The 20,720-nt window shown below is 42.4% G+C and carries 21 protein-coding genes; 19 read left to right on the top strand and 2 right to left on the bottom strand.

All coding sequences use genetic code 11. The features are described 5' to 3' along the window. The first annotated feature begins 10 nt into the window (after positions 1-10). Entirely contained in the window at positions 11-745 is a 735-nt protein-coding gene (locus AEQ18_RS00215) for an amino acid ABC transporter ATP-binding protein (protein ID WP_054114357.1), read from the top strand. A gap of 462 nt (positions 746-1,207) precedes the next feature. On the opposite strand, the gene AEQ18_RS00210 is transcribed toward AEQ18_RS00215, so the two are convergent. After that, positions 1,208-2,995 carry a PrpR N-terminal domain-containing protein gene (locus AEQ18_RS00210; protein ID WP_054114356.1) on the bottom strand — a complete coding sequence of 596 codons (1,788 nt, stop codon included), beginning with the start codon at positions 2,993-2,995 and terminating at the stop codon, positions 1,208-1,210. A gap of 179 nt (positions 2,996-3,174) precedes the next feature. Here AEQ18_RS00210 and AEQ18_RS00205 point away from each other — a divergent pair, with 179 nt between their 5' ends. From AEQ18_RS00205 to AEQ18_RS00160, 10 genes are all read left to right on the top strand, one after another. Next, positions 3,175-4,434 (top strand): four-carbon acid sugar kinase family protein, encoded by a 1,260-nt coding sequence (locus tag AEQ18_RS00205; RefSeq protein WP_054114355.1) that lies wholly within the window; start codon positions 3,175-3,177, stop codon positions 4,432-4,434. After that, entirely contained in the window at positions 4,428-5,585 is a 1,158-nt protein-coding gene (locus AEQ18_RS00200) for an iron-containing alcohol dehydrogenase (protein ID WP_054114354.1), read from the top strand. The genes AEQ18_RS00205 and AEQ18_RS00200 overlap by 7 nt, the downstream gene beginning before the upstream one ends. 52 nt (positions 5,586-5,637) lie before the next feature. Then, positions 5,638-6,654, top strand: coding sequence for a 4-hydroxythreonine-4-phosphate dehydrogenase PdxA (gene pdxA, locus AEQ18_RS00195; protein WP_082348564.1), 1,017 nt, complete (start codon positions 5,638-5,640; stop codon positions 6,652-6,654). Between the two features lie 20 nt (positions 6,655-6,674). Beyond that, on the top strand, positions 6,675-7,844 hold the full coding sequence (locus tag AEQ18_RS00190; RefSeq protein ID WP_054114352.1) for a sialidase family protein: 1,170 nt from the start codon (positions 6,675-6,677) through the stop codon (positions 7,842-7,844). Between the two features lie 102 nt (positions 7,845-7,946). Then, positions 7,947-8,855, top strand: coding sequence for a 4-hydroxy-tetrahydrodipicolinate synthase (gene dapA / locus AEQ18_RS00185; protein WP_054114351.1), 909 nt, complete (start codon positions 7,947-7,949; stop codon positions 8,853-8,855). A gap of 102 nt (positions 8,856-8,957) precedes the next feature. Next, positions 8,958-10,241, top strand: a complete 1,284-nt coding sequence (locus AEQ18_RS00180) for an SLC13 family permease (RefSeq protein WP_054114350.1) — start codon at positions 8,958-8,960, stop codon at positions 10,239-10,241. Between the two features lie 31 nt (positions 10,242-10,272). Next, positions 10,273-10,620 carry a 2-dehydro-3-deoxy-phosphogluconate aldolase gene (locus AEQ18_RS00175; protein ID WP_054114349.1) on the top strand — a complete coding sequence of 116 codons (348 nt, stop codon included), beginning with the start codon at positions 10,273-10,275 and terminating at the stop codon, positions 10,618-10,620. A 140-nt stretch (positions 10,621-10,760) separates the two neighbouring features. After that, positions 10,761-13,394 carry a calcium-translocating P-type ATPase, PMCA-type gene (locus tag AEQ18_RS00170; RefSeq protein WP_054114348.1) on the top strand — a complete coding sequence of 878 codons (2,634 nt, stop codon included), beginning with the start codon at positions 10,761-10,763 and terminating at the stop codon, positions 13,392-13,394. A gap of 189 nt (positions 13,395-13,583) precedes the next feature. Then, positions 13,584-14,027: a MarR family winged helix-turn-helix transcriptional regulator gene (locus AEQ18_RS00165; protein WP_054114347.1), complete on the top strand. Its 444-nt coding sequence runs from the start codon at positions 13,584-13,586 to the stop codon at positions 14,025-14,027. After that, positions 14,027-15,061, top strand: a complete 1,035-nt coding sequence (locus AEQ18_RS00160) for a threonine aldolase family protein (protein ID WP_054114346.1) — start codon at positions 14,027-14,029, stop codon at positions 15,059-15,061. The genes AEQ18_RS00165 and AEQ18_RS00160 overlap by 1 nt, the downstream gene beginning before the upstream one ends. Before the next feature lie 221 nt (positions 15,062-15,282). Here the strand turns inward: AEQ18_RS00160 and mazE are convergent, their stop codons facing one another. Beyond that, the gene (gene mazE / locus AEQ18_RS00155; protein WP_054114345.1) at positions 15,283-15,513 is read right to left on the bottom strand and encodes a type II toxin-antitoxin system PemI/MazE family antitoxin; all 231 of its coding nucleotides are present in this window, start codon (positions 15,511-15,513) and stop codon (positions 15,283-15,285) included. A gap of 110 nt (positions 15,514-15,623) precedes the next feature. Between mazE and AEQ18_RS00150 the strand changes: the two genes are divergently transcribed. The 8 genes from AEQ18_RS00150 (at position 15,624) to AEQ18_RS00115 (ending at position 20,711) form a co-directional block, all read left to right on the top strand. Then, entirely contained in the window at positions 15,624-16,049 is a 426-nt protein-coding gene (locus tag AEQ18_RS00150; protein WP_054114344.1) for a cytidine deaminase family protein, read from the top strand. Positions 16,050-16,115: 66 nt separating this feature from the next. Continuing rightward, positions 16,116-16,493 (top strand): hypothetical protein, encoded by a 378-nt coding sequence (locus tag AEQ18_RS00145; RefSeq protein ID WP_054114343.1) that lies wholly within the window; start codon positions 16,116-16,118, stop codon positions 16,491-16,493. A 196-nt stretch (positions 16,494-16,689) separates the two neighbouring features. After that, a complete protein-coding gene (locus tag AEQ18_RS00140) occupies positions 16,690-17,535 on the top strand; it encodes an SDR family oxidoreductase (RefSeq protein ID WP_054114342.1) in 846 nt (281 codons plus the stop codon). A 235-nt stretch (positions 17,536-17,770) separates the two neighbouring features. Next, positions 17,771-18,412, top strand: a complete 642-nt coding sequence (locus AEQ18_RS00135) for a hypothetical protein (protein WP_054114341.1) — start codon at positions 17,771-17,773, stop codon at positions 18,410-18,412. 7 nt (positions 18,413-18,419) lie between these two features. Further along, on the top strand, positions 18,420-18,863 hold the full coding sequence (locus AEQ18_RS00130) for a hypothetical protein (protein ID WP_152911851.1): 444 nt from the start codon (positions 18,420-18,422) through the stop codon (positions 18,861-18,863). 75 nt (positions 18,864-18,938) lie between these two features. Beyond that, positions 18,939-19,208 (top strand): hypothetical protein, encoded by a 270-nt coding sequence (locus AEQ18_RS00125; RefSeq protein ID WP_054114339.1) that lies wholly within the window; start codon positions 18,939-18,941, stop codon positions 19,206-19,208. Positions 19,209-19,302: 94 nt separating this feature from the next. Beyond that, the gene (locus AEQ18_RS00120) at positions 19,303-20,184 is read left to right on the top strand and encodes a LysR family transcriptional regulator (protein WP_054114338.1); all 882 of its coding nucleotides are present in this window, start codon (positions 19,303-19,305) and stop codon (positions 20,182-20,184) included. Positions 20,185-20,297: 113 nt separating this feature from the next. Continuing rightward, positions 20,298-20,711 carry a cupin domain-containing protein gene (locus tag AEQ18_RS00115; protein ID WP_054114337.1) on the top strand — a complete coding sequence of 138 codons (414 nt, stop codon included), beginning with the start codon at positions 20,298-20,300 and terminating at the stop codon, positions 20,709-20,711. The last annotated feature ends 9 nt before the right edge of the window (positions 20,712-20,720 follow it).

Genomic DNA, 20,720 nt, shown 5'->3' with positions numbered 1-20,720 from the left:
GAGAAAAGATATGCTTACATTAAATAATTGGAACAAGTCTTTTAAAGATAATCATGTATTAAAAAATATCAATTTGACTGTCGGTACTGGTGACGTACTTACGATCATTGGGTCAAGCGGTTCCGGTAAATCGACCTTATTGCGTTCGATTAATTTCTTAGAACCTGCAGACGCAGGCACTATTCAAATCGGCGAGGTTGTCTACGATGTAGCCAAGGCTACAAAAAGAGATATCTTGGCTGTCCGAAGACAAACAGCCATGGTCTTTCAAAACTATGCCCTATTCTCTAAAAAGACAGTTAAAGAAAACGTCATGGAAGCGCTGATTCAAGTGAAAAATCTGTCTAAAAAAGAAGCCATCGAACGTGCAGAGGGGCAATTACATTTGGTGGGTATGGCAGACCGAATGGACTTTTATCCGAATAAATTATCAGGTGGGCAACAGCAACGTGTAGGCATCGCACGGGCATTAGCCATTGAACCAGAAGTCATTTTATTTGATGAACCTACGTCGGCTTTGGATCCAGAACTTGTCTCAGGTATTTTAGCGCTCATAAAAAAGGTTGCCCATCAAAATACGACGATGATTCTCGTGACTCATGAAATGAAATTCGCTAAAGAAGTATCAGATCAGGTCATATTTTTGGATCAAGGGACGATTTTAGAGCGAGGCACCCCAGACGAATTGTTTAACCATTCAAAAGAAATACGAACGAGACAGTTTATTCAAGGATTTCAATCGTGAGAATACAAGCGAAGAAGGAATCAACGATTTTCTTACACTAGGACATGATACTGCAGTTGGATAATAGTCCATTAAATGCAGAAATATGCAAGAACGAGATGTGAAAAGGGAATTATATTGGTAGCCAAAAAACTGAGTCATCCATTGACTGAAAAAGATTTGGCAGTGTGACAACAAAACAAGCAACGTCCGGCACATATTTGTGACATATTAAATATTGACTTACCCAGATGAAGTCATTCTCCTTTGAAGCAGTGTCGCATGTTATAGGCTATCTGATATAGGACTGATAAAAATAAGGCGCTCTATTTTCTTTTAATCAATGTATGTTTTGAAGTTTGTAGAATTTGCTGACTTGACTGGTGTAGAATGCTTATCTATACATTGTGTATAAGTGTGAATACGAACAGGCTCATTCCATGCGGGATGGGTCTGTTCGTCTTCACATTGAGACAATTCCTTTTATGCATCTTCTTTCAAATACCGCCACAAAGTCGTCCGACTAATGCCCAATTGAGCAGCTGTCTTTGATTGATTGCCTTTATTTTGTTCTAGCACATGTAGAATGATCTCTTTCGTGTAATCAAACAAGGTTGGCTGATGCAGAGAATTCTTGGTTTTTACGTTCAGAATTTTCATGCTGGCGAAATTGTGGATCAAACGTTCTTTGTTCAAAAGTTCAGTGACTTGGTGATCAGATATATAGTGGGTCGTTGCATTGACAACAAGTTCTTTGACGCAGTCTTCTAACTGATCAAAGTTTCCCGGCCAATCATAGTCGAGGAATGCGTTTAACGCATTTGGTTCAAACCCCATGATTTCTTTACTATAGGCGATATTCACTTTATTCAAGAGTAAGGTCGTGAGAATATTTAATTCATTTTTTCTTTCACGAACAGCTGGGGCATAGATTTTGGCACTATGCAATTCACTGACGAGCCGATCAAATTTGTGGGGATTATCTGAATGGTTGGTATCGTAAGTGAAGATTATCTGATTGCGGCGTAAGACATTGGTTGATTTGATCAAATCAAGTAGTCGCTCGATGGCTGTGAGATCTAACTGATCAATGTTTGAAAAAAAGATTGTATTATGCATGTCGACGAAAGGGCCATTTGCAGCATTCACAAGAAATTTCCATAACTTGTCCGTTGCTGTTTTGCAGTCGATCGTAATCAAATAGTTGTTGTTTTTCGTTTGTTCCAAATAGATTTTTTTGGCAATTTTATTTTTGGCAGTGCCACTTTCACCAAATACTAAATAGGCGCGAAAACTGTTTTTATAGTGGGTCAATTCATCTTTGATGGTACTTGGAATGAGTTGGGTGGCTAATAATTGCTTCGCCAATTGGTCTTCCACATCATTTTTCTTCTGGTAGGTGACCGCACCTTCCTTCCGCATATTGGGTGTTTGCTGTTTTTGCAGCCAACAACTATAAAAAATACCATCATCCAGGGTATAACTAGCAATGTTTAATGAAAAAAAGCGATCTAAATGGGCAACGTACAATTGACTTTCGCCGGTTTTCGTTTGATTAGTACGCAAAGATTGGCGGATATCATCCTGCAACCGTTCATCAGTAATCGACGTAAATACGGTACGAAATGCTTGATCAAATAAGATCATATAAGGCGATTGGGCAAGGATACCTTGCGCCAATATCGCTTTTTCTCGCTTGACTTGATTGACTTGGGTAACGATGGTGACTGCATCATTAAAAGCACTTTTGATACTTTCTAGACCGGAGGTGATCAATAGTGTATTGAACGCACGGCTTTGCGCGATTCGATTGGTGATGGCATCGCACAAAATCAAAGGATAGCCTTTTTCTGCAATCGTATCAAGAATGGTTTGCGCATCTTGTTTATCATAAATCGTTTGGATCTCTATTGAATAGCCGAGAAGATCACAGAGTAGATGGGCTTTTTCGGTGATGCTGGGGTACCCTACGATGGCAAAATTTTCCGTATAATTTTCGGCTAGTCGAATGGCGCTCAAAACATCGTAAATCGATAACGACACATCAATGACAGGCAAAGAAACGGATTGGCGAATCAACCGAGCTGTTCCTCCGCGAGAAATAATCGCGTCAAAACCCTCAGATTGCATCTTTTCCGCTAATAATTGACCATCTTCCAAATCAGCCGTAAAAATGGACGCATTGATTTCTGAATATTGCGCCGCAATCACTTGCATGGAGTGGTTTAATTCTTCATAAGGTGCGATACCCAACACATTGATTTTCTCCATAATCATTCTCCTTTACTATCATATGTTTCATATATGAACAATAGTAACATGATTTATTTTAAAAAAGTAAGATTATTTTGAAGATTGTTTCTAAATTAAACATTTTTTAGATAATTCAGAATGTAAACGCTTGTATTTTGCTTTTATAATCAAGTCAAGAAGTTCAAGGCGGTGAGTAAATGTTAAAGTTATTGGTTATCGCAGATGATTTTACTGGCGCTTTGGATACAGGCGTTCAATTTTCAAGTCAGGGCATTCAGACGATGGTGTCTACACAAACCGAGATCGATTACGGGAGGATATCATCAGCTTTGGAAGTGCTGGTGATCAATGCCGAAAGTCGTCATTTGAGTCAGGATCAGGCATATGAACGCATCAAAGCCATTCTTTCAGATGCTTTAGCAGCAGACATTCCCTATATCTACAAAAAGGTGGATTCTGCCTTAAGAGGAAATATCAGTTCAGAGATCAAAGCAGTCGTTGATAGTTTTCCGCAACAAGCAATTCCCTTTTTACCTGCTTACCCAGAGATGAATCGGGTAGTGGTAAATGGGCACTTATATATAGATGATGTACTGGTGTCAGAGAGTGTATTTGCAGAAGATCCTTATGAACCGGTGAGAGAGAGCAATATTATCCAGCGATTAAAAAAAGAGGCAAATCTCTCAGCAGTATTGATTCAAGCAGAAACGATCCATCAAGAAGATGCGGCAGTCCATGTCTTTGATGCCCAAACCGATGAGATGCTGCGATGGCAAGCAGAAAAATTACAAGAAGCAAATTTATTAAGGGTTACGGTGGGTTGTGCTGGATTCGCTAAGGTTTTGGCAAAACAGCTCTTCCCGGCACGAGAGAACGTCGCCCATACGATCGAAAAACCGATCGTCGTCGTCTGTGGCAGTGTCAATCCAATCACGCAAGCGCAAGTCCAATATGCAGAAGAACGTTACCCGAGAATTTCTCTCACAGCGGACCAATTATTAACAGCAGACTATTGGGATAGTCCGCAAGGAAAAGAAGATCGACAGGCCTATAGCCGATTGATGCAAGAATATCCCTTGATCATTTTTGAAACATTCAGTGAGGATACATCCGCAGAGCTACGCAGACGAAGTGAAACAACCAATCATTCGGTTAGAGACAGCCGCTTTCAGATTGGCGTCGCACTTGGGAAGCTGACTGAAGCGTTGTGGACAGAACATCAAGAGAACACTTTTTTATTCACTGGCGGAGATACGTTATTTCAATCAATGGAAGTTTTAGGCATCAAGGGCATCATACCATTGACAGAAATGCAACCAGGTATTGTTTTATCAATGCTGGAGTGGAATAATAAGCAAATGAAAGTTATCACAAAATCTGGAGGCTTTGGGACGAAAACGTTATTTGAAGAGTTGATGAAGACCGAGACAAACATAGAGGAGGATATACCATGTTAACAGATTATAGTTTGAAAATGCCTAAAAATATTCGCGCTGGTGCGCATGCCATTGAGCAATTGACAGATATCTTAAATGATTCGATCAAAAAAATCGTCATCTTTACAGACAAAGGATTGTTAGGACTAGGACTGGTTGATCTGCCGATTCAAATGATAAAAGAAGCTGGGATCGAATATACGATTTTATCTGATATTCCTGCAGAACCCAATTATCATGAAGCACAAGCGATGATCGACGCCTTTAAAGAAGAAAAGGCAGACTTTATTATTGCTGTAGGCGGCGGATCGGTCATGGATGTAGCCAAACTTGCTTCGATTCTGGCGACGGATGCGTATACTGTCAAAGATTTATTAGACAATCCTCTTTTAGCAAAAAAACAAGTGCCAAGTTTGATGATTCCATCTACCGCAGGAACCGGTGCTGAGGCTACGCCAAATGCGATTGTTGGTGTTCCGGAAAAAGATTTGAAGATTGGGATCGTAAATCCAGAGATGATTGCTGATTTTGTTTTGCTAGATGCCCGATTGATTCAAAACTTGCCTCAGCCGATCGCTGCAGCAACTGGGGTCGATGCGCTCTGTCATGCCATCGAATGTTTCACTTCTGCTAAAGCCAACCCAATCAGTGATACATTTGCCTTAGAAGCATTAGATTTGATTATGAACAATATCATTGAAGCTTGTACAAATTCAGAAGCCTTAACGGCCAAAAGTAAGATGTTGCTAGGTTCATTTTATGCGGGCGTAGCGATCACTGCCTCAGGCACGACAGCAGTTCACGCATTGTCTTATCCGTTAGGAGGGAAATACCATATCGCGCATGGTGTGTCGAATGCGATCTTGTTGACACCAGTTATGAAGTTCAATGAGCCAGCGATCAAAGATTTATTGGCCATCGCCTATGACCGTGTCGTAAAAGATGGCGACAAAGGCTTATCTGAAGCTGAAAAATCAGCCTATATGATCAACCGATTAGACGAGATCGTCAAAGTGCTGGAGATTCCCACTAGCTTACAAACGTTCAACGTACCGGCTGAAGACATTGACGGATTAGTTGAAGCAGGGATGGAAGTCACACGTTTGCTTGTGAACAACAAGCGTGAAGTCACCCCAGAAGATGCTCGGGCTATCTATTTACAAATTTTGTAATACAGCAAAAGAAAGGACGTAGTTAAAGTTGAAAAAATTGATTGGTATTACCATGGGCGATCCAGCAGGGATCGGACCTGAGATTTCACTAAAAGCTTTCGCAAATAATGCATTGTATGACCAATGCCGTCCCTTACTGATTGGCGATGCATCAGTATTAGCTTATTACTTAAAACAACATCCAGAATTATCTCTCACACTAAATGTGATTGAAGAGCCAAGCGAAGGAAAATACGTCTACGGCATAATCGACTTGATTGATTTGAATCTCATCGATATGCATACATTTGAAATTGGAAAAGTGTCAGAAGCCGGCGGAGATGCTGCTTTTCAATACGTCAAAACAGTGATTGAACTGGCATTGGCCAAGAAAATCGATGCAACAGTCACCAATCCACTGAACAAAGAAGCCATGAATGCGGCAGGCCATCATTATGCCGGACATACCGAAATCTACGCGGACCTTACCGGGACCGAAAAATATACGATGATGTTGGCAGATGGCAATTTGCGGGTGGTACATGTGTCGACACATGTGTCATTAAGAGAAGCCTGTGACCGGGCAACGAAACAAAGAGTGCTAGATGTGATTCGTATCGCGGATAAAGCGTGTAAGGATCTAGGCATTGAAAATCCTCGTGTTGCAGTGGCAGGACTCAATCCCCACTGCGGGGAAAATGGTCTCTTTGGTCAAGAAGAAATTTTAGAAATCAATCCAGCAGTTGAAGCAGCCAAAGCTGAAGGAATCAATGTTTATGGTTCTTTGCCAGCGGATACTTTGTTTTCTAAAGCCAACGGTGGTATGTACGATATCGTCGTCGCCATGTATCACGATCAAGGACATATTCCACTGAAGCTTTTGGGCTTTGTCTATGATCAAGCAGCACAAAAATGGGCGGCTGTCGAAGGGGTCAATATTACCCTGAATTTGCCAATCATCCGAACATCTGTCGATCATGGGACAGCGTTTGATCAAGCAGGGCATTGGACTGCGAGTGAAGCAAGTCTTGAAAATGCCATTGACTACGCAATCCGTCTTGCAGAAAATACCAAGCAAACGCAAATCTAATCTATAGGAGGAGACACAACGTGACTCAATTAACGCGTGTTCATCAATCAGAACCAAATGGAGTATTGTATCATGAAGACTTTCTAGGCATCGATTATGGGCTGATTCCCACAGGTGGAAACAAGACAGCACATGCGCCAGCATTGATTGAAACTGCCAACGGCGGCCTGTTATGTGCCTTGTTTGCCGGCAGCTTTGAAGGGAGTGGAGACATTTCCATTGTCGTATCTAAGCTAGATCCAATGACACAAACCTGGTCTGTACCAGAAACCGTTTCTCATGGAAAAGAGCGTAGTGAACAAAATCCTTCTTTCTTTCGTGCACCAGATAATCAGATCTGGTTGATTTATACATCACAAGTGAGTCGCCAAGAAGGAAAAGACAACATGCAATTCACCTCGATCATCATGGTCCAAAAATCCGCTGATGAAGGCCAAACTTGGGGAGAGCCAGAAGTATTGTTTGGACATGAAGGCACATTTGGTCGCCAATGCATTCAGATTTTAAGCAATGGCCGCTGGTTATACAGTACTTGGCTATGCGAAGATTCGGCAGAAGGACTGACCAACGATCCTACTGAATTTCAGATTTCCGACGATGAAGGCCAAACTTGGCAACCAGTTCGGATGCCTGATAGTAGTGGTCGGGTCCATGCCAATGTCGTTGAAGTTGAGCCAGGTCATTTGATCGCCTTTATGCGCAGCCGCTTTGCTGATTTTGTTTACAGTAGTGAATCACTAGACTTTGGTGACAGTTGGTCGGTACCTGAAGCAACGGTATTGCCGAACAATAATGCCAGCATCAGTGCCATTAAACTTGATTCAGGAGAAGTTGCTTTGGCTTACAACCTGAATGCAGCACCAAATGCGGTATTTGGTCAGGTAGCATGGCCAGGATTGCGCAACCCAGTTGCCGTATCAGTCAGTGAAGATTTTGGCAAAACGTGGCCCGTTGGCCGTATCTTTGAAGCAGCAGAAGGCTATATTGGTGCCGAAAACAAGACCAATAATTCACAGCATGAGTATCCTACTCTATATCAAGATAGTCAGGGTATCCTGCACTTAGTCTATGCGTATCGTAATCGATTATGCGTGAAATATGTGCGCTTTACCCGTGAAGATCTATTTGGTCAAAAGCGAGAAACAAGTGGCGTCTATAACCCGACTTCGGGTGAAGGTGTAGAAAAATAAGCAATTAGACGATAGATGCGTGCACTTCCTGGGACGTACGCATCTGTCGATCATTCTAGAACAAATGAAAACGTATACTATAAAAAAAGAGGAGAAACTAAAATGAAAACAATTGAATTAAAAGGAATCATCAGCCCAATTTTGACACCCATGCACGAGGACGAAAGCATCAATGTTGAAGAACTGCGCAACGAAGTCGAACGCATGATCAGCAATGGGATCCATGGTATTTTTCCATTTGGCACAAATGGAGAAGGGTACATCTTGTCGGCAGAAGAAAAGAAAACTGTTTTAGAAGTAGTGGTTGATCAAACCGCAGGACGAGTGCCAATTTATGCAGGTACTGGTGCGATCTCCACGAAAGAAACCATCGCTCAAAGTAAAATGGCACAAGAAGCTGGAGCAGATGTCTTGTCGATCATTGCCCCAAGCTTTGCAGCAGCAAGCCAAGAGGAAATCTATACCCATTACAAAACGGTTGCGGAATCCGTAGATATGCCAATCGTTTTGTACAATATCCCTGCTCGGACCGGTAACGCAATTGCGCCAGCAACTGTCGCACGTCTAGCACAAATCGAGAATATTATCGGTGCGAAAGATTCTAGTGGGAACTTCAGCAACATCCTAGGGTATATCGAAGCAGGAAGAAGCAAGACCAATGGCAAGTTTTACACATTATCTGGTAATGATCAGTTGATTATTTGGACATTATTGGCAGGTGGTACAGGTGGTATTGCCGGATGTGCGAATGTTTACCCGCAAACAATGTCTTCTATCTATGATTTATTTGTTGAAGGCAAGATTGAAGAAGCGAAGACGGCCAATGGCAGTATCCAAAACTTTAGAGACTGCTTCAAATATGGCAATCCAAACACGATCGTCAAAACAGCAGCCGGATTATTAGGGAATCCTGTAGGTAAATGTCGCGCACCTTTCAATCAAATTCCAGAAGCTGGAATTGCTGCTTTGCAACAAGTGTTGGAAGAAAACAAAAACAACGGTATGCGTTGATCAAAACAACCCGCTTAAGGAGGTCAACGATTGGCCATTCTGCATATCACAAGATGCCGCCAATCGATTGATCACACTTATAGGTAAAAGTAGGAGGATATTATGACGGTACAAATGATGATTGCATTAGCAATTACGGTAGTCATGATCGTCTTGATCATGATTGAAAAAATCCCTTTTGGGGCAGCACCATTGTTCGCCTGTCTATTGTTGGTTATGTTTGGTATCACTGATATCAAAGGTGCATTTGCTGGTTTCTCAAATTCCACGATCATTATGTTGGCTGAGTTTATGGCCATCATTGCCGCCTTAGAAAAGACAAGTTTTATTGTCGTTTTCAAAAAAGCCATGTTCGCTATGGCGAACAAGGGTGGATTTCGATCATACTTGTTGATTATTTGTATTGTAATGTTGGGCTGTAGTTTGTTTGGTACTGGATCGACAGCGTATTATGTTCTGACATTGGGTTTGCTTTCAACATTGCCTTATTCAAAAAAATTGCCACCATCTAAAGTCATTATGACGGCAGGGTTTGCAGCCAACCATCCTTTGGTGCCTTTCAATACCGCCTTGCAATATGGCATCGTGATTGCTGTGTTGAATGCTGCAGGGATCATGTCAGAAGTATCCGTATTTAAATTTGCCATTGTCAATTTATTCTTATCTTTAGGTTTCTTACTAAACTGTATTATTCAATATAAATTTTTACCGGACCATCCAACATCAGGGGATGATCCAGATGCACCTGTGTGTGATGAAGAAGATAGCGCGCCTTTGCTGCCTCGTTGGAAAGAACTTGTGACATATGCTGCTTTTATCTTCGCAGTTGTCGGTATGTTGCTGCAAAGTAAAATTGGTGATGCCGGATATGCGATGGCAGGCTTATCAGTCGCTGTTATCCTAGTGATCGGTGTTTTGGATTTCAAAGAGATCCGTGATTCTATCAGCGCGCCGATCATTCTGATGTCTGCTGGGGTGATTGGTGTGGCTGATGCCTTGGGCAGTACTGGCTTGACAAACTTAGTCGGCACGACTGTAGCAGGGATGTTAGGCACCAACGTGAGTCCATTTGTGATGATTTTCGTTTTCTGTATCTTGACCAGCTTATTGGCAACATTGACAGGATCAACGATTGGCACGGTATATGTGTTCACACCATTAGCGATTGCCACTTGTACCAGTCTAGGCCTTGATCCGACAGCGGCAGCTTGTGCCATTGTGATCTCAGGTTGGTGTGGTCACTTCTTACCAATCGATGGCATGCCAGCCATGATCTTAGGAACAGGAAAATATACCGCCAGTCAGTTCTGGCGCTTTACGATCCCGCAATATTTCATTCGGTTGGTCTTTTTGACTGTTGGTTCGATCTTGATGTTTCCAATGTAAGCAAAGATAAAGAAGGAAAGAGGAATAGCATATGAAAAATACATTCGAACTTGAACATATTGGTATCAATACGGAGAATGAAACAGAGGCCAAAAATCTAGCTGCACAACTAAGTATGATCTTTAATCTGCAGCCTCGTGCAGGGCAAAAATCCGAATTTGCGGGTGATTACTTTGAATGCATGAAGGCGCCTTTCTTGGGCGCAAATGGACATATTGCCATGCGTACCAAAGATTTAGAAAGTGCAGTTGCTGAGTTGGAAGAAAAAGGCTTGCAGTTCAACATGGATACTGCAGCTTACGATGAAGAAAACAAACTGAAGAATATCTATTTGGCTGGAGAATTTGGCGGATTTGCCATTCATATTTTGAAAAAATAAGCTGCGGCAGCAATAAAGCTAACCTGACAGCGAGATCACAGCAGAAATCGCTAAAAACTGCTGTGATTTTTTTCATAAATTCACCAAAGTCCAGTGAAAATAGAGTATAGTAGTTGATGTATAAAAAAAGTGAATAGGGGATGAATCGTTTGACATTATGGTTTGCCAAATCCAAAGAAGACGTCTTACAGGCTTTGGATACGGACCAGCAACAAGGACTGTCCAAGCAAGAAGTGGAGAAACGTCTACAGTCTTTTGGTCATAATGCACTAGATGTGCAAAAGAAAGAAAGTTTATTGAAGAAAGTCATTGGCCAATTAAAAGATCCGATGATCATCGTATTGTTGATTGCGGCATTTCTTTCCTATGTATCCAGCGGTTTTGAAGATTGGGTCGAATCAGTGATCATTCTTTTGATCGTGGTGATCAATGCCATTATTTCGATCTCGCAAGAAAACAATGCCAGCAAATCACTGGAAGCTTTACAAAAAATGTCTGCACCTTTGGCCAAAGTGATCCGGGATGGACAGCTGGAACATGTAGATACAACCACATTGGTACCAGGAGACATTATTGAGTTAGAAGCGGGAGATTTGGTTCCTGCCGATGCCCGAGTGCTTAAAGCAATCAATCTAAAAGCGGATGAAGCAGCAATGACTGGTGAATCAGTGCCCGTCAACAAGAAAGACCTAGAGACCTTGCCAGAAGATACCGGCTTGGCTGATCGCAAAAACATGCTGATTTCTTCAACTGTGATCACCAACGGTCGTGGGACGTGTGTCGTGACCGAGACTGGGATGAAAACAGAAGTTGGCCGAATCGCCGGCATGTTGATCTCAGAAGATGAAAATACGACACCATTGCAAAAGAAAATGGCAGAAATTTCTAAACTGTTATCGATCATTTGCTTAGGCATCTGTGTCTTGATGTTCGTGGTTGGTTTATTATATGGCCGTCCGATTTTGGATATCTTCATGATGGCCGTGTCACTTGGTGTAGCCGCAATTCCTGAAGGCTTAGCCGCAATCGTAACGATCGTTCTCGCTTTAGGCGTCCAACGGTTGGTCAAACGCAATGCAATCGTGAAAAAATTGCCAGCAGTGGAAACTTTAGGGGCAGCATCCGTGATTTGCAGCGACAAAACCGGCACACTGACACAAAACAAGATGACGATCGTGGAAACATTTACTTATGGCGATCAGTCAGAAGCGCAATTGTTGACGATTGGTGCGTTATGTAATGATTCCAAATTGACGGCGACTGCCGGAGATGTTCAAGTCACAGGCGATCCAACAGAAACAGCCTTTGTTACCAAAGCTTATGAAGAACAGTTGAACAAAAATGAATTAGAGACAACCTATCCGCGGGTTGCTGAGATTCCTTTTGATTCAGAACGCAAATTGATGAGTACGATCCACAAAACAGAAACAGGCTATCGTGTGATGGTCAAAGGTGCACCAGATGTACTATTGACCCGTTGTATCATGGATGGCACAGCACAACAAACCATTGCGGACAAAAATGCCGAAATGGCGTCAAAAGCGCTGCGGGTACTTGGCGCTGCATACAAAGACATTCCAGCGATTCCAGCAGAGTTGACATCGGAAGACATCGAGAATGGCTTGACCTTTGCTGGTTTAGTCGGCATGATCGATCCACCGCGTCAAGAAGTCAAAGAAGCTGTGGCACAATGTTATGATGCTGGGATTCGCCCAGTAATGATCACAGGGGACCACAAATTGACTGCCGTTGCGATCGCAAAAGAATTAGACATCTTTCGTTCAGGTGATCAAGCCTTGACTGGTGCGGAATTAGATACGATGCCGCAAGAAATTTTAGAAGAAGAAGTTGGTCATTATTCTGTTTATGCCCGGGTGTCGCCGGAGCACAAAATGCGGATCGTCAAAGCTTGGCAAGCCAATGGCATGGTCGTGGCAATGACTGGTGATGGCGTCAATGATGCGCCAGCGTTGAAAGTGGCAGATATCGGTTGTGCCATGGGGATTACCGGTACGGACGTAGCCAAAGGCGCGGCTGATATGATTTTGACAGATGATAACTTTGCAACGATCGTTCATGCCGTAGAACAAGGTCGGGGGATCTATGCCAATATCAAAAAATCGATCCAATATTTATTGAGTTGCAACATTGGTGAGATCATTACGATCTTTGTTGCGACAGCGTTGAACTTCCACCAAATGCCATTGGTGGCGATCCAGTTATTGTGGTTGAACTTGGTGACTGACTCACTGCCTGCCTTGGCTTTAGGGATGGAACCCGTTGAACCAGGCGTGATGAAACAAAAACCACGGGATTCACGTAAAAGTATTTTTGCGGACGGATTTGCTTCTAGTATGATCTTTTATGGGGTCTTGGTCGGGGCGATCACGTTGGCTGCGTATTGGTTAGGGGAATATGTACTATCCGATCCAGCAATCGCAGATGGTACGGCCAATACGATGGCCTTTGCCACATTGGTCTTCGGTGAATTGACGCGGGCCTATGCCGTACGTAGTGAGACCCGTTCAATCTTTAGTATTGGCCTGTTTTCAAACAGCGCCATGAACAAAGCCTTTGTTGTCAGCTTGGCAATGCAATTGGCTGTCTTGTTCATTCCATTCTTGCAAGATATCTTCAGAGTGACAAGCCTGAACGTGACTGAATGGATCATCGTGATTGGCTTATCCTTGATTCCGTTGATCGTCAGTGAATTGAACAAATTGATTCGTCACGGCGGCAAAAATCAAGACAACGCAGCTGAAATAGCTGCATAATCAAAAAAATCATGCAACCCGAATTTTGTGGGTATGCATGATTTTTTGTGATCTTTGCTTGTCAATTTTTTCTATACCTTGATCAACATCTGTAAGAAAAAGACGTCAATTTTCTTTTTTAGTTTACAAAATAAACCAAAAGGCGTAGACTGTATATAGTTTAAAAAGTAAACTAAGGAGCGAAAAACGATGCCTATCGAAGAAATCAGAACCTTCAATCGCTACTACGCCCGCATATTAGGGATGTTTGACCAAAAAGTATTTGATTCAAAGTATTCAATGGTGGAAATGCGGATCCTCGGTGAAATCAGCCGACAGCCTAGTGTCACCGCCAATGCTCTGACTCAGTACTTGATGATAAAAAAAAGCTATTTAAGCCGTATGCTGTCAAAGCTCGAAAAAGACGGGCAGATTTATCGGAAGAAAGATCCAGCGGATAGCCGTGTCTATCATCTCTACCTGACAGAAGCAGGCCAACAGCTAAATGACTTTATCGAAGAACGGTCGAATGAGAAAGTGCAGGGACTAACAGAACACTTGGATAACGAGGAGCTACAGACACTCGTTGGTGCCATGGACAAGATTACGACAATACTCGAAAAAGTCGTGCCAAATGAAATGGAGGAAATCTAATGCTATCTTTTGAAAATGATTATGCGGAAGGGGTTCACCCCGCTATTTTAGACCGATTTGCCGCAACCAATATGGTGCAAGAAAGCGGCTATGGCACAGACATATTCACTCAATCGGCCAAGGAAAAAATTCGAGAAGCGATTGGACTAAAAGAAGCGACCATTCACTTCCTTGTCGGTGGCACGCAGACAAATCAAATTGTGATCGATAGCCTATTGCGCAGTTACGAAGGCGTGATTGCTGCCGATACCGGCCATATCAGCACCCACGAAGCTGGTGCCATCGAATACAGCGGCCACAAAGTATTGACGATTCCTGCCGAGGCGGGAAAACTATCGGCCGCATCCGTAGCCAACTATCTGCAAACATTTTATGCCGATGCCAATCACACGCACATGGTGTACCCAGGGATGGTCTATATTTCTTATCCCACAGAATATGGCACGTTGTATACGAAAGAAGAATTGACCAAATTGTCTCAAGTATGCCAGGACTATGAGATTCCTTTATTTATTGATGGTGCACGTTTGGGGTATGGGCTAGCCAGTCCGCAAGCAGATCTGACCTTTGCGGATATCGCCGCACTAAGTGATGTGTTTTATATCGGCGGCACCAAAATAGGCGCACTTTGCGGAGAAGCTGTCGTCTTTACTAAACAAAATGAACCCAAGCATTTCACTACATTTATCAAGCAACATGGTGCCTTGCTGGCCAAAGGTCGACTTTTAGGCATTCAGTTTGATACATTGTATATGGATGATTTGTATCTAACAATCAGTCAACATGCCGTTGAGATGGCAATGATACTCAAAGAAAGCATGATTGCCAAAGGCTACCCTATGTACTTAGATTCACCCACAAATCAACAATTTTTTATCCTGCACAAGGACACGTTGAAAACCTTGGAGTCGCATGTCAAATTTTCTCGATGGGAAAACTACGATGACCATCATGAAGTCGTACGTTTTGCGACAAGCTGGGCTACTTCAGCAGAGAATATTGCGGCGTTGCTGGGGTATCTGCCGGAGGTTTGAGTAAAGTCAGTTTTTGAAAATGGTAATGCGAGGGATTGTTGGTGTGACCATCGAATAAATAAAAAATCAGGCATCCTCGTTGTGAGTTGATGCCTGATTTTTTTACATAGAAGCTATAGAATAGTCGGTGTTGAAGTAATCCGCTATAGATTAAATTCATATGTAAGCATGACTAGGCTAGAGCGTCTTTTTCTAGGTAATATAGCGCTTGTCATCTGTCATCAAATAAGTTCTCTTCCCCCGGGTAAGAGAGCCATCCATTCATCTGCTTCATAAAAAGCAGCTTCATCGCCTATTAAAAAAGGGTCTTCTACCTTCGGAACCAAAAAGATCGTCCCATCTTCGGCATACACAACAATATAGTCTTGATTGGCCATAGGCTTGTGTTCATGATTAGATGGTAAAGTGATGACTACAGAATTTCCTTGCATCCTCGATGTAGCTGTAAGCATGTGAACCACTCCTTTTGGTATACTATACCATGATATAGGTAGAAGCATCGTTGTTTCATTGAACAATGGTATAATTGAATCCTAATTGGTCATAACTGAAAGGGGTCTATATGGATATTTGGGAGAAACTCTATCAAGAAGCAAAAGCACTGTACAATCCGCATGAAGTATCACCGTTTATCTATGCTGAGCATGTCGTCTGTGCTTTAGAAGCCGGCGATGGGCAAATTTATACCGGGTATTGTTTTGAAGCTACAGCTGGTGTTTTCCATCTTTGCGCCGAACGTGCAGCCGCCTTTAATATGTATCAACAAAGCAAACAGACCAAAATCAACAGGATCATCACCTTTCGTGATGAAGCACCCGCAGCAGTCGGCGGTATGCCCTGTGGCGCCTGTCGAGAGTTTCTGATGCAATTGGATCAGGAAAATGTGGAAATAGCTTTTATGGTGGATTACCAGAAAAGAGAAATCGTGACACTAAAAGAATTGCTGCCGAAATGGTGGGGTGCAGACAGGTATGATGCAGCACCATGAATCATAGTCTGAAGTGCCAAATGAATGGATGAATATCAGAATCAATCTCTGGAAAGGAGCAAGCGAATGGATAAAGAATCGAATGGTACGTATATCTATCACATATCTACCAACCCCAAACACCAAAAGGGCGATCTTTTTTCGATGGATGAACAAGCTATCGGATTTAGCATTCAGGGACAGGTATCGATAGTTACAGGCATGAATGATTCTTTGGCAGCAACGATAGCGGCTATCAAAAAAAGTGAACTAGTATATATGGCTGGTGATGTTGATGCCACAACATTATTTGAATTGGGCATAGCCATTTCTTTGGGGAAAACAGTGTATTATGTGGCTGAACAAGCCGAAAACAAGGTCGCAGCGTTGCTTCCTTATGATGTGGAACAACTAAAATATATTTCCTTTCAGCAGTTCATGGATATTATGGAAGCGTATATGTGAGAAAGTGTTGCTGGGGATACGTAATCTCAACACACGTCTATAAACTAAACGTAATCTAATGAAGATTGCGTTTTTTTGTCTAGCTAGGGCGGTGCGTATTCTTTTACTTGACGAAACACACCAGACTGCGTATGATGGTGTTGTAACTATGTTAATTACAACTAAAAAACATCAAAAATGAAGGAGTGTATGATAAATGACCTACTTAGTCACTGGTGCAACAGGTGGATTTGGCGGATTGGCGCTACAATTTTTGAAAGAGTTGGTACCTCAAGAAGAGATTTATGCGTTGGTTCGGAGTGAAGAAAAAGGCGCTGCGTTGAAAGAAGCGGGCTTTCATGTGCGGATCGGGGATTATTCTGATCTAGATTCGATGAAAGAGGCTTTGACAGGTATCGATCGTTTGCTATTTGTGTCAGGCGGCACAGACAATCGTCAGGCGGAACATACCAATGTTGTGAAAGCGGCGCAAGAAGCGGGTGTCTCATATATTGCCTACACAAGTTACGCTGAGGCCACAAAATCGACAACTGCGTTAGCTGCAGACCATATCTTTACGGAAAAATTGATTGGCGAAAGCGGGATTGCCCATACATTTTTGCGCAACAACTGGTATCTGGAAAACGAATTATTGCTTATTGGTGAAGCACTCAAAACGGGTAAGTTTGTGTACGCTGCAGGAGAAGGCAAGACTGGCTGGGCATTGAGAAGAGAATATGCCGAAGTTGCCGCCCATGCATTAGCTGGTAAGGACTTTCCTGAGATTCTTGAATTATCAGGGGCACCAATCACGTATGAAGCATTGGGCGCAGCCCTAAAAGAAGCAACTGGTAAAAATCTAGAGATCGTGGCCACCGATGATCAAGGCTTTGTACGGCACTTGGTGGCAGGAGGACTGCCGCAATCAGTAGCGGAAATCTTTTTGACTTTCCAACAAGATATCAGAGACAATCAACTGGCAGTTTACAGCGATGACTTTGAAAAAGCATTAGGCAAACCATTGGTCAGCCGTGTGGACGGGTTAAAAGAACTGCTGCAATAAGGAAATAGAGAAGCTTTATTCTGGAACATGCAGTCCAAAAATGACAGCCAAAAGCAGATATTGATTGCTTCGGCTGTCATTTTTGTGTATATAATTTTCTTCTGAGGCGTTCAAGGCCTCAATCGCTCAACTTTTGCCAACAAGAGAGTATTTATTTAGTTTGAAGGGTAAGATATACTATGACTAAGTCGATGCGAAGCATGTAGACGACAGCAGCATGTAAAGGGGTGATTTTGTGAAAAAAAGCATATTTGTACTTATCAGTATCATGCTCATCGGTAGCATCATATTTTATGCTTATAGCAATTATATCAATGGACATATTGTTGGGATTATACAAGATGAAGACAGCAGCCTACAATTCAACGAGGCCATGTACTATCCCGTCTACAATGCAGAACATATAGACGAAGGCGACTTTTTGGGCTATCTCACAAACGGGCGCAATCGAATAGAGGTTTTTGATTCAAAAGAAAAACTGTATCAAGTCACTGATGAAGAGCCAATGGACTATCATCTCTATACACTTCATGCCGAAATGGAATTGATTCGCGTTCTGCATGTTGCCAACCATGTGAAGACGATACCTATCACATTTTTTGACCAACTTCCATATGAATCGATAGATGCTATCACATATCATGGCCAGTCATTTCATCAATATTTGGCGGTCGAAGAAAATATCACCCAGCAGTTGCTTATCCTAGATGAAGATGCCACGTTGGTGTACTATGCTTTTGAAAGCGTTCCTTCACACCAATGGTTGGTTGTATACAATAAAGAAGCAAATACGTATCATGCATTTTTTACAGAATTCGATCAGTTAGATGCAGTGCCAGCTGCAATCTATGTCTATCATCAACCGGATACGTTGTAGAGAAGGGATGACAAGTATTATGACAAGCAACCAGAAAAAGATTGGAATCGGCGTATTATTTTGTGGGCTCATCATTGTCTTAGGCGCAGCTGTTTTCTTTCTCACTCACCCCAAAAAAGACCTGTCGATCATCAATGCGCAAGGGACGATTCAACAGTCGATGACCCTGACAAGACAGTATCAAAATGGAGAAGAAACCATATATCACAGCGATACAATCCATTCTGCAGAAGCAGCTATCCCTGATAACGAGATCAGCGGTGAGAGTAGTCTATCCTTGATGATCAATGGTCAAGCTCAGACAATCGTTGGGTATATCGATAGCAATACAAAAAAATATTCACTCGAGCTTAAAGTCGTTGATTTCGAGGAAGCCGCAGGAAGAATCGTGATGGCTGTCACGTATGTTGACGGATTGAATGACCATAAGAGGGAATTTGTTTTTGAGTGAAATAAAAAAGGGGGAGTTAATATTAAAAAAAGCTATTTGATCCTACTCAGAACCATATTATATATAGGTGTGCCAATGATTATTGGATTGATTGTTGGTCATATATTTGATTTCAGCCCATTCATTTTTGCAGCGATTATCTATGGCGTGATGTTCATTTTTATGATTCCTTCAGATAGTTTCTTTTCTAGTTCAGTTGACTATCAGACGAAAACCTTGAATCCTACTTTTAGACCGGCCAAGTTTGAAATGAAGACAGATAGTCTAGAAAGCACAACAAAGGTCATTGTCGTTTTTTTGGCTTTGATTATTTGCCTTATAATTGTCTATTATCAGTACGTATAAAGTAGATTTCAAGACGATAAACCTTGAAAAAAGTCGATAGCGCATTATCCCCATAAATCTGCTATAGTAAAAATAAAAAAAGAAGAGGCACAGGATGGAAATCAGACTTTTACGTTATTTTTGGACAGTTGCCCAAGAAGGCAATATTTCAAGAGCAGCGAAACTATTGAATATCACACAACCTACCTTGAGTCGTCAGATTCGCGAGTTAGAAGAAACCTTGGGCGTGCCGTTGTTTCGCAGAGAAAAGAACCAGCTGTATTTATTGCCGGATGGCCTTTTTCTCAAAGAGCGGGCAGAAGAGTTGATTCTTCTTAGTGATAAATTAGATCAGAACTTTGCTGAAAGGAAGCAGGCGCAGCTTGAAGGCGTGATGACCATCGGCTGTGTGGAAGCAGATAATTCGGACACTGTTGCCATGATGCTGGAAGAAATGGTCAAGGATTACCCCAAAGTCACCTTCAACTTGGTGACGGGCACTAGTGATGATATCAGTGACAAACTCGACAAAGGATTGTTGGATCTAGCTGTCTTACTGGAACCAGCATCCTTGACAAATGTCCATGTATTAAAGCTGCCACGAGAAGAAACATGGGGGTTCTTAGTGTCAAAAGATTGGCCCATTGCACGCAAAAACCAGTTGACGCCAGCAGATATTCAAGGACTGCCGTTGCTGTGTTCCAATAGAGAAGAAGTGCAGCGGTTACTGGCTTCGTGGGCTGGTGTGCCAATGGCACAGCTCTCGATCGTTGGCCATTTCAATTTATTGTTCAATACTTTGCCATTGGTTGAACATAACGTGGGAATCGCCTTAACGATTGAAGGTGCTGTGACGAAACGAGCAGCTGATCATACCGTGTTTATTCCCATGGAACCAGCGATCCAGACAAACTGTCTATTGGTGTGGAAAGAACGGATGCAAACACCTGCAGTGCAAGAAATCATTACGCGCTTCAAACATGCCTTCAAAGCATAGTATGATCTAAAAAGAGCATTAGACGAATAGTGAAACGAGAGGTACGATGATGCTATACATCGTACCTCTCGTTTTTTTTGTAGGGCGAAATCAACATACTGGAGGAAAGTAATATGAGCAAACATGAAGAAGTAAAAGACGGTCTGATCTTCCCAATCGGAGAAAAAAATGATGCCTATGCACAATATTTTATCGGGCAAAGCTACTTGCAAAGCCTAATCGCTGATCCAGCAATCAATGTTGGTGTCGGCAACGTGACTTTTGAACCAGGCTGCCGCAACAACTGGCATATTCATCATGATGGGTTCCAATTACTCCTCGTCACAGGGGGAGAAGGCTGGTACCAAGAAGCAGGTCAACCAGCGCAATTCTTACAAGCTGGAGATGTCATTACCACTCATGATGGCGTCAAACATTGGCATGGTGCCGCAAAGGATAGCTGGTTCACGCATATCGCGATCACCGCAGGCACCCCAGAATGGTTGGAACCAGTCACAGATGAATGGTACAACAACTTAGACAAATAAGAAGGAGAG

Origin of the sequence: Enterococcus sp. RIT-PI-f (genome assembly GCF_001297065.1) — a bacterium.
In the GTDB taxonomy this organism is placed as follows: Bacteria; Bacillota; Bacilli; order Lactobacillales; family Enterococcaceae; genus Enterococcus_D.
The sequence above is the reverse complement of the archived record's forward strand: the minus strand, read 5'-3'. Positions and strand labels throughout refer to the sequence as shown.

Bases quoted from the DNA above. Each gene is read 5' to 3' on its own strand.
- AEQ18_RS00215 (WP_054114357.1), top strand. From the start codon at position 11: ATGCTTACATTAAATAATTGGAACAAGTCTTTTAAAGATAATCATGTA.
- AEQ18_RS00210 (WP_054114356.1), bottom strand. From the start codon at position 2,995: ATGGAGAAAATCAATGTGTTGGGTATCGCACCTTATGAAGAATTAAAC.
- AEQ18_RS00205 (WP_054114355.1), top strand. From the start codon at position 3,175: ATGTTAAAGTTATTGGTTATCGCAGATGATTTTACTGGCGCTTTGGAT.
- AEQ18_RS00200 (WP_054114354.1), top strand. From the start codon at position 4,428: ATGTTAACAGATTATAGTTTGAAAATGCCTAAAAATATTCGCGCTGGT.
- pdxA (WP_082348564.1), top strand. From the start codon at position 5,638: ATGGGCGATCCAGCAGGGATCGGACCTGAGATTTCACTAAAAGCTTTC.
- dapA (WP_054114351.1), top strand. From the start codon at position 7,947: ATGAAAACAATTGAATTAAAAGGAATCATCAGCCCAATTTTGACACCC.
- AEQ18_RS00180 (WP_054114350.1), top strand. From the start codon at position 8,958: ATGACGGTACAAATGATGATTGCATTAGCAATTACGGTAGTCATGATC.
- AEQ18_RS00175 (WP_054114349.1), top strand. From the start codon at position 10,273: ATGAAAAATACATTCGAACTTGAACATATTGGTATCAATACGGAGAAT.
- AEQ18_RS00170 (WP_054114348.1), top strand. From the start codon at position 10,761: ATGAATCGTTTGACATTATGGTTTGCCAAATCCAAAGAAGACGTCTTA.
- AEQ18_RS00165 (WP_054114347.1), top strand. From the start codon at position 13,584: ATGCCTATCGAAGAAATCAGAACCTTCAATCGCTACTACGCCCGCATA.
- AEQ18_RS00160 (WP_054114346.1), top strand. From the start codon at position 14,027: ATGCTATCTTTTGAAAATGATTATGCGGAAGGGGTTCACCCCGCTATT.
- mazE (WP_054114345.1), bottom strand. From the start codon at position 15,513: ATGCTTACAGCTACATCGAGGATGCAAGGAAATTCTGTAGTCATCACT.
- AEQ18_RS00150 (WP_054114344.1), top strand. From the start codon at position 15,624: ATGGATATTTGGGAGAAACTCTATCAAGAAGCAAAAGCACTGTACAAT.
- AEQ18_RS00145 (WP_054114343.1), top strand. From the start codon at position 16,116: ATGGATAAAGAATCGAATGGTACGTATATCTATCACATATCTACCAAC.
- AEQ18_RS00140 (WP_054114342.1), top strand. From the start codon at position 16,690: ATGACCTACTTAGTCACTGGTGCAACAGGTGGATTTGGCGGATTGGCG.
- AEQ18_RS00130 (WP_152911851.1), top strand. From the start codon at position 18,420: ATGACAAGTATTATGACAAGCAACCAGAAAAAGATTGGAATCGGCGTA.
- AEQ18_RS00125 (WP_054114339.1), top strand. From the start codon at position 18,939: ATGATTATTGGATTGATTGTTGGTCATATATTTGATTTCAGCCCATTC.
- AEQ18_RS00120 (WP_054114338.1), top strand. From the start codon at position 19,303: ATGGAAATCAGACTTTTACGTTATTTTTGGACAGTTGCCCAAGAAGGC.
- AEQ18_RS00115 (WP_054114337.1), top strand. From the start codon at position 20,298: ATGAGCAAACATGAAGAAGTAAAAGACGGTCTGATCTTCCCAATCGGA.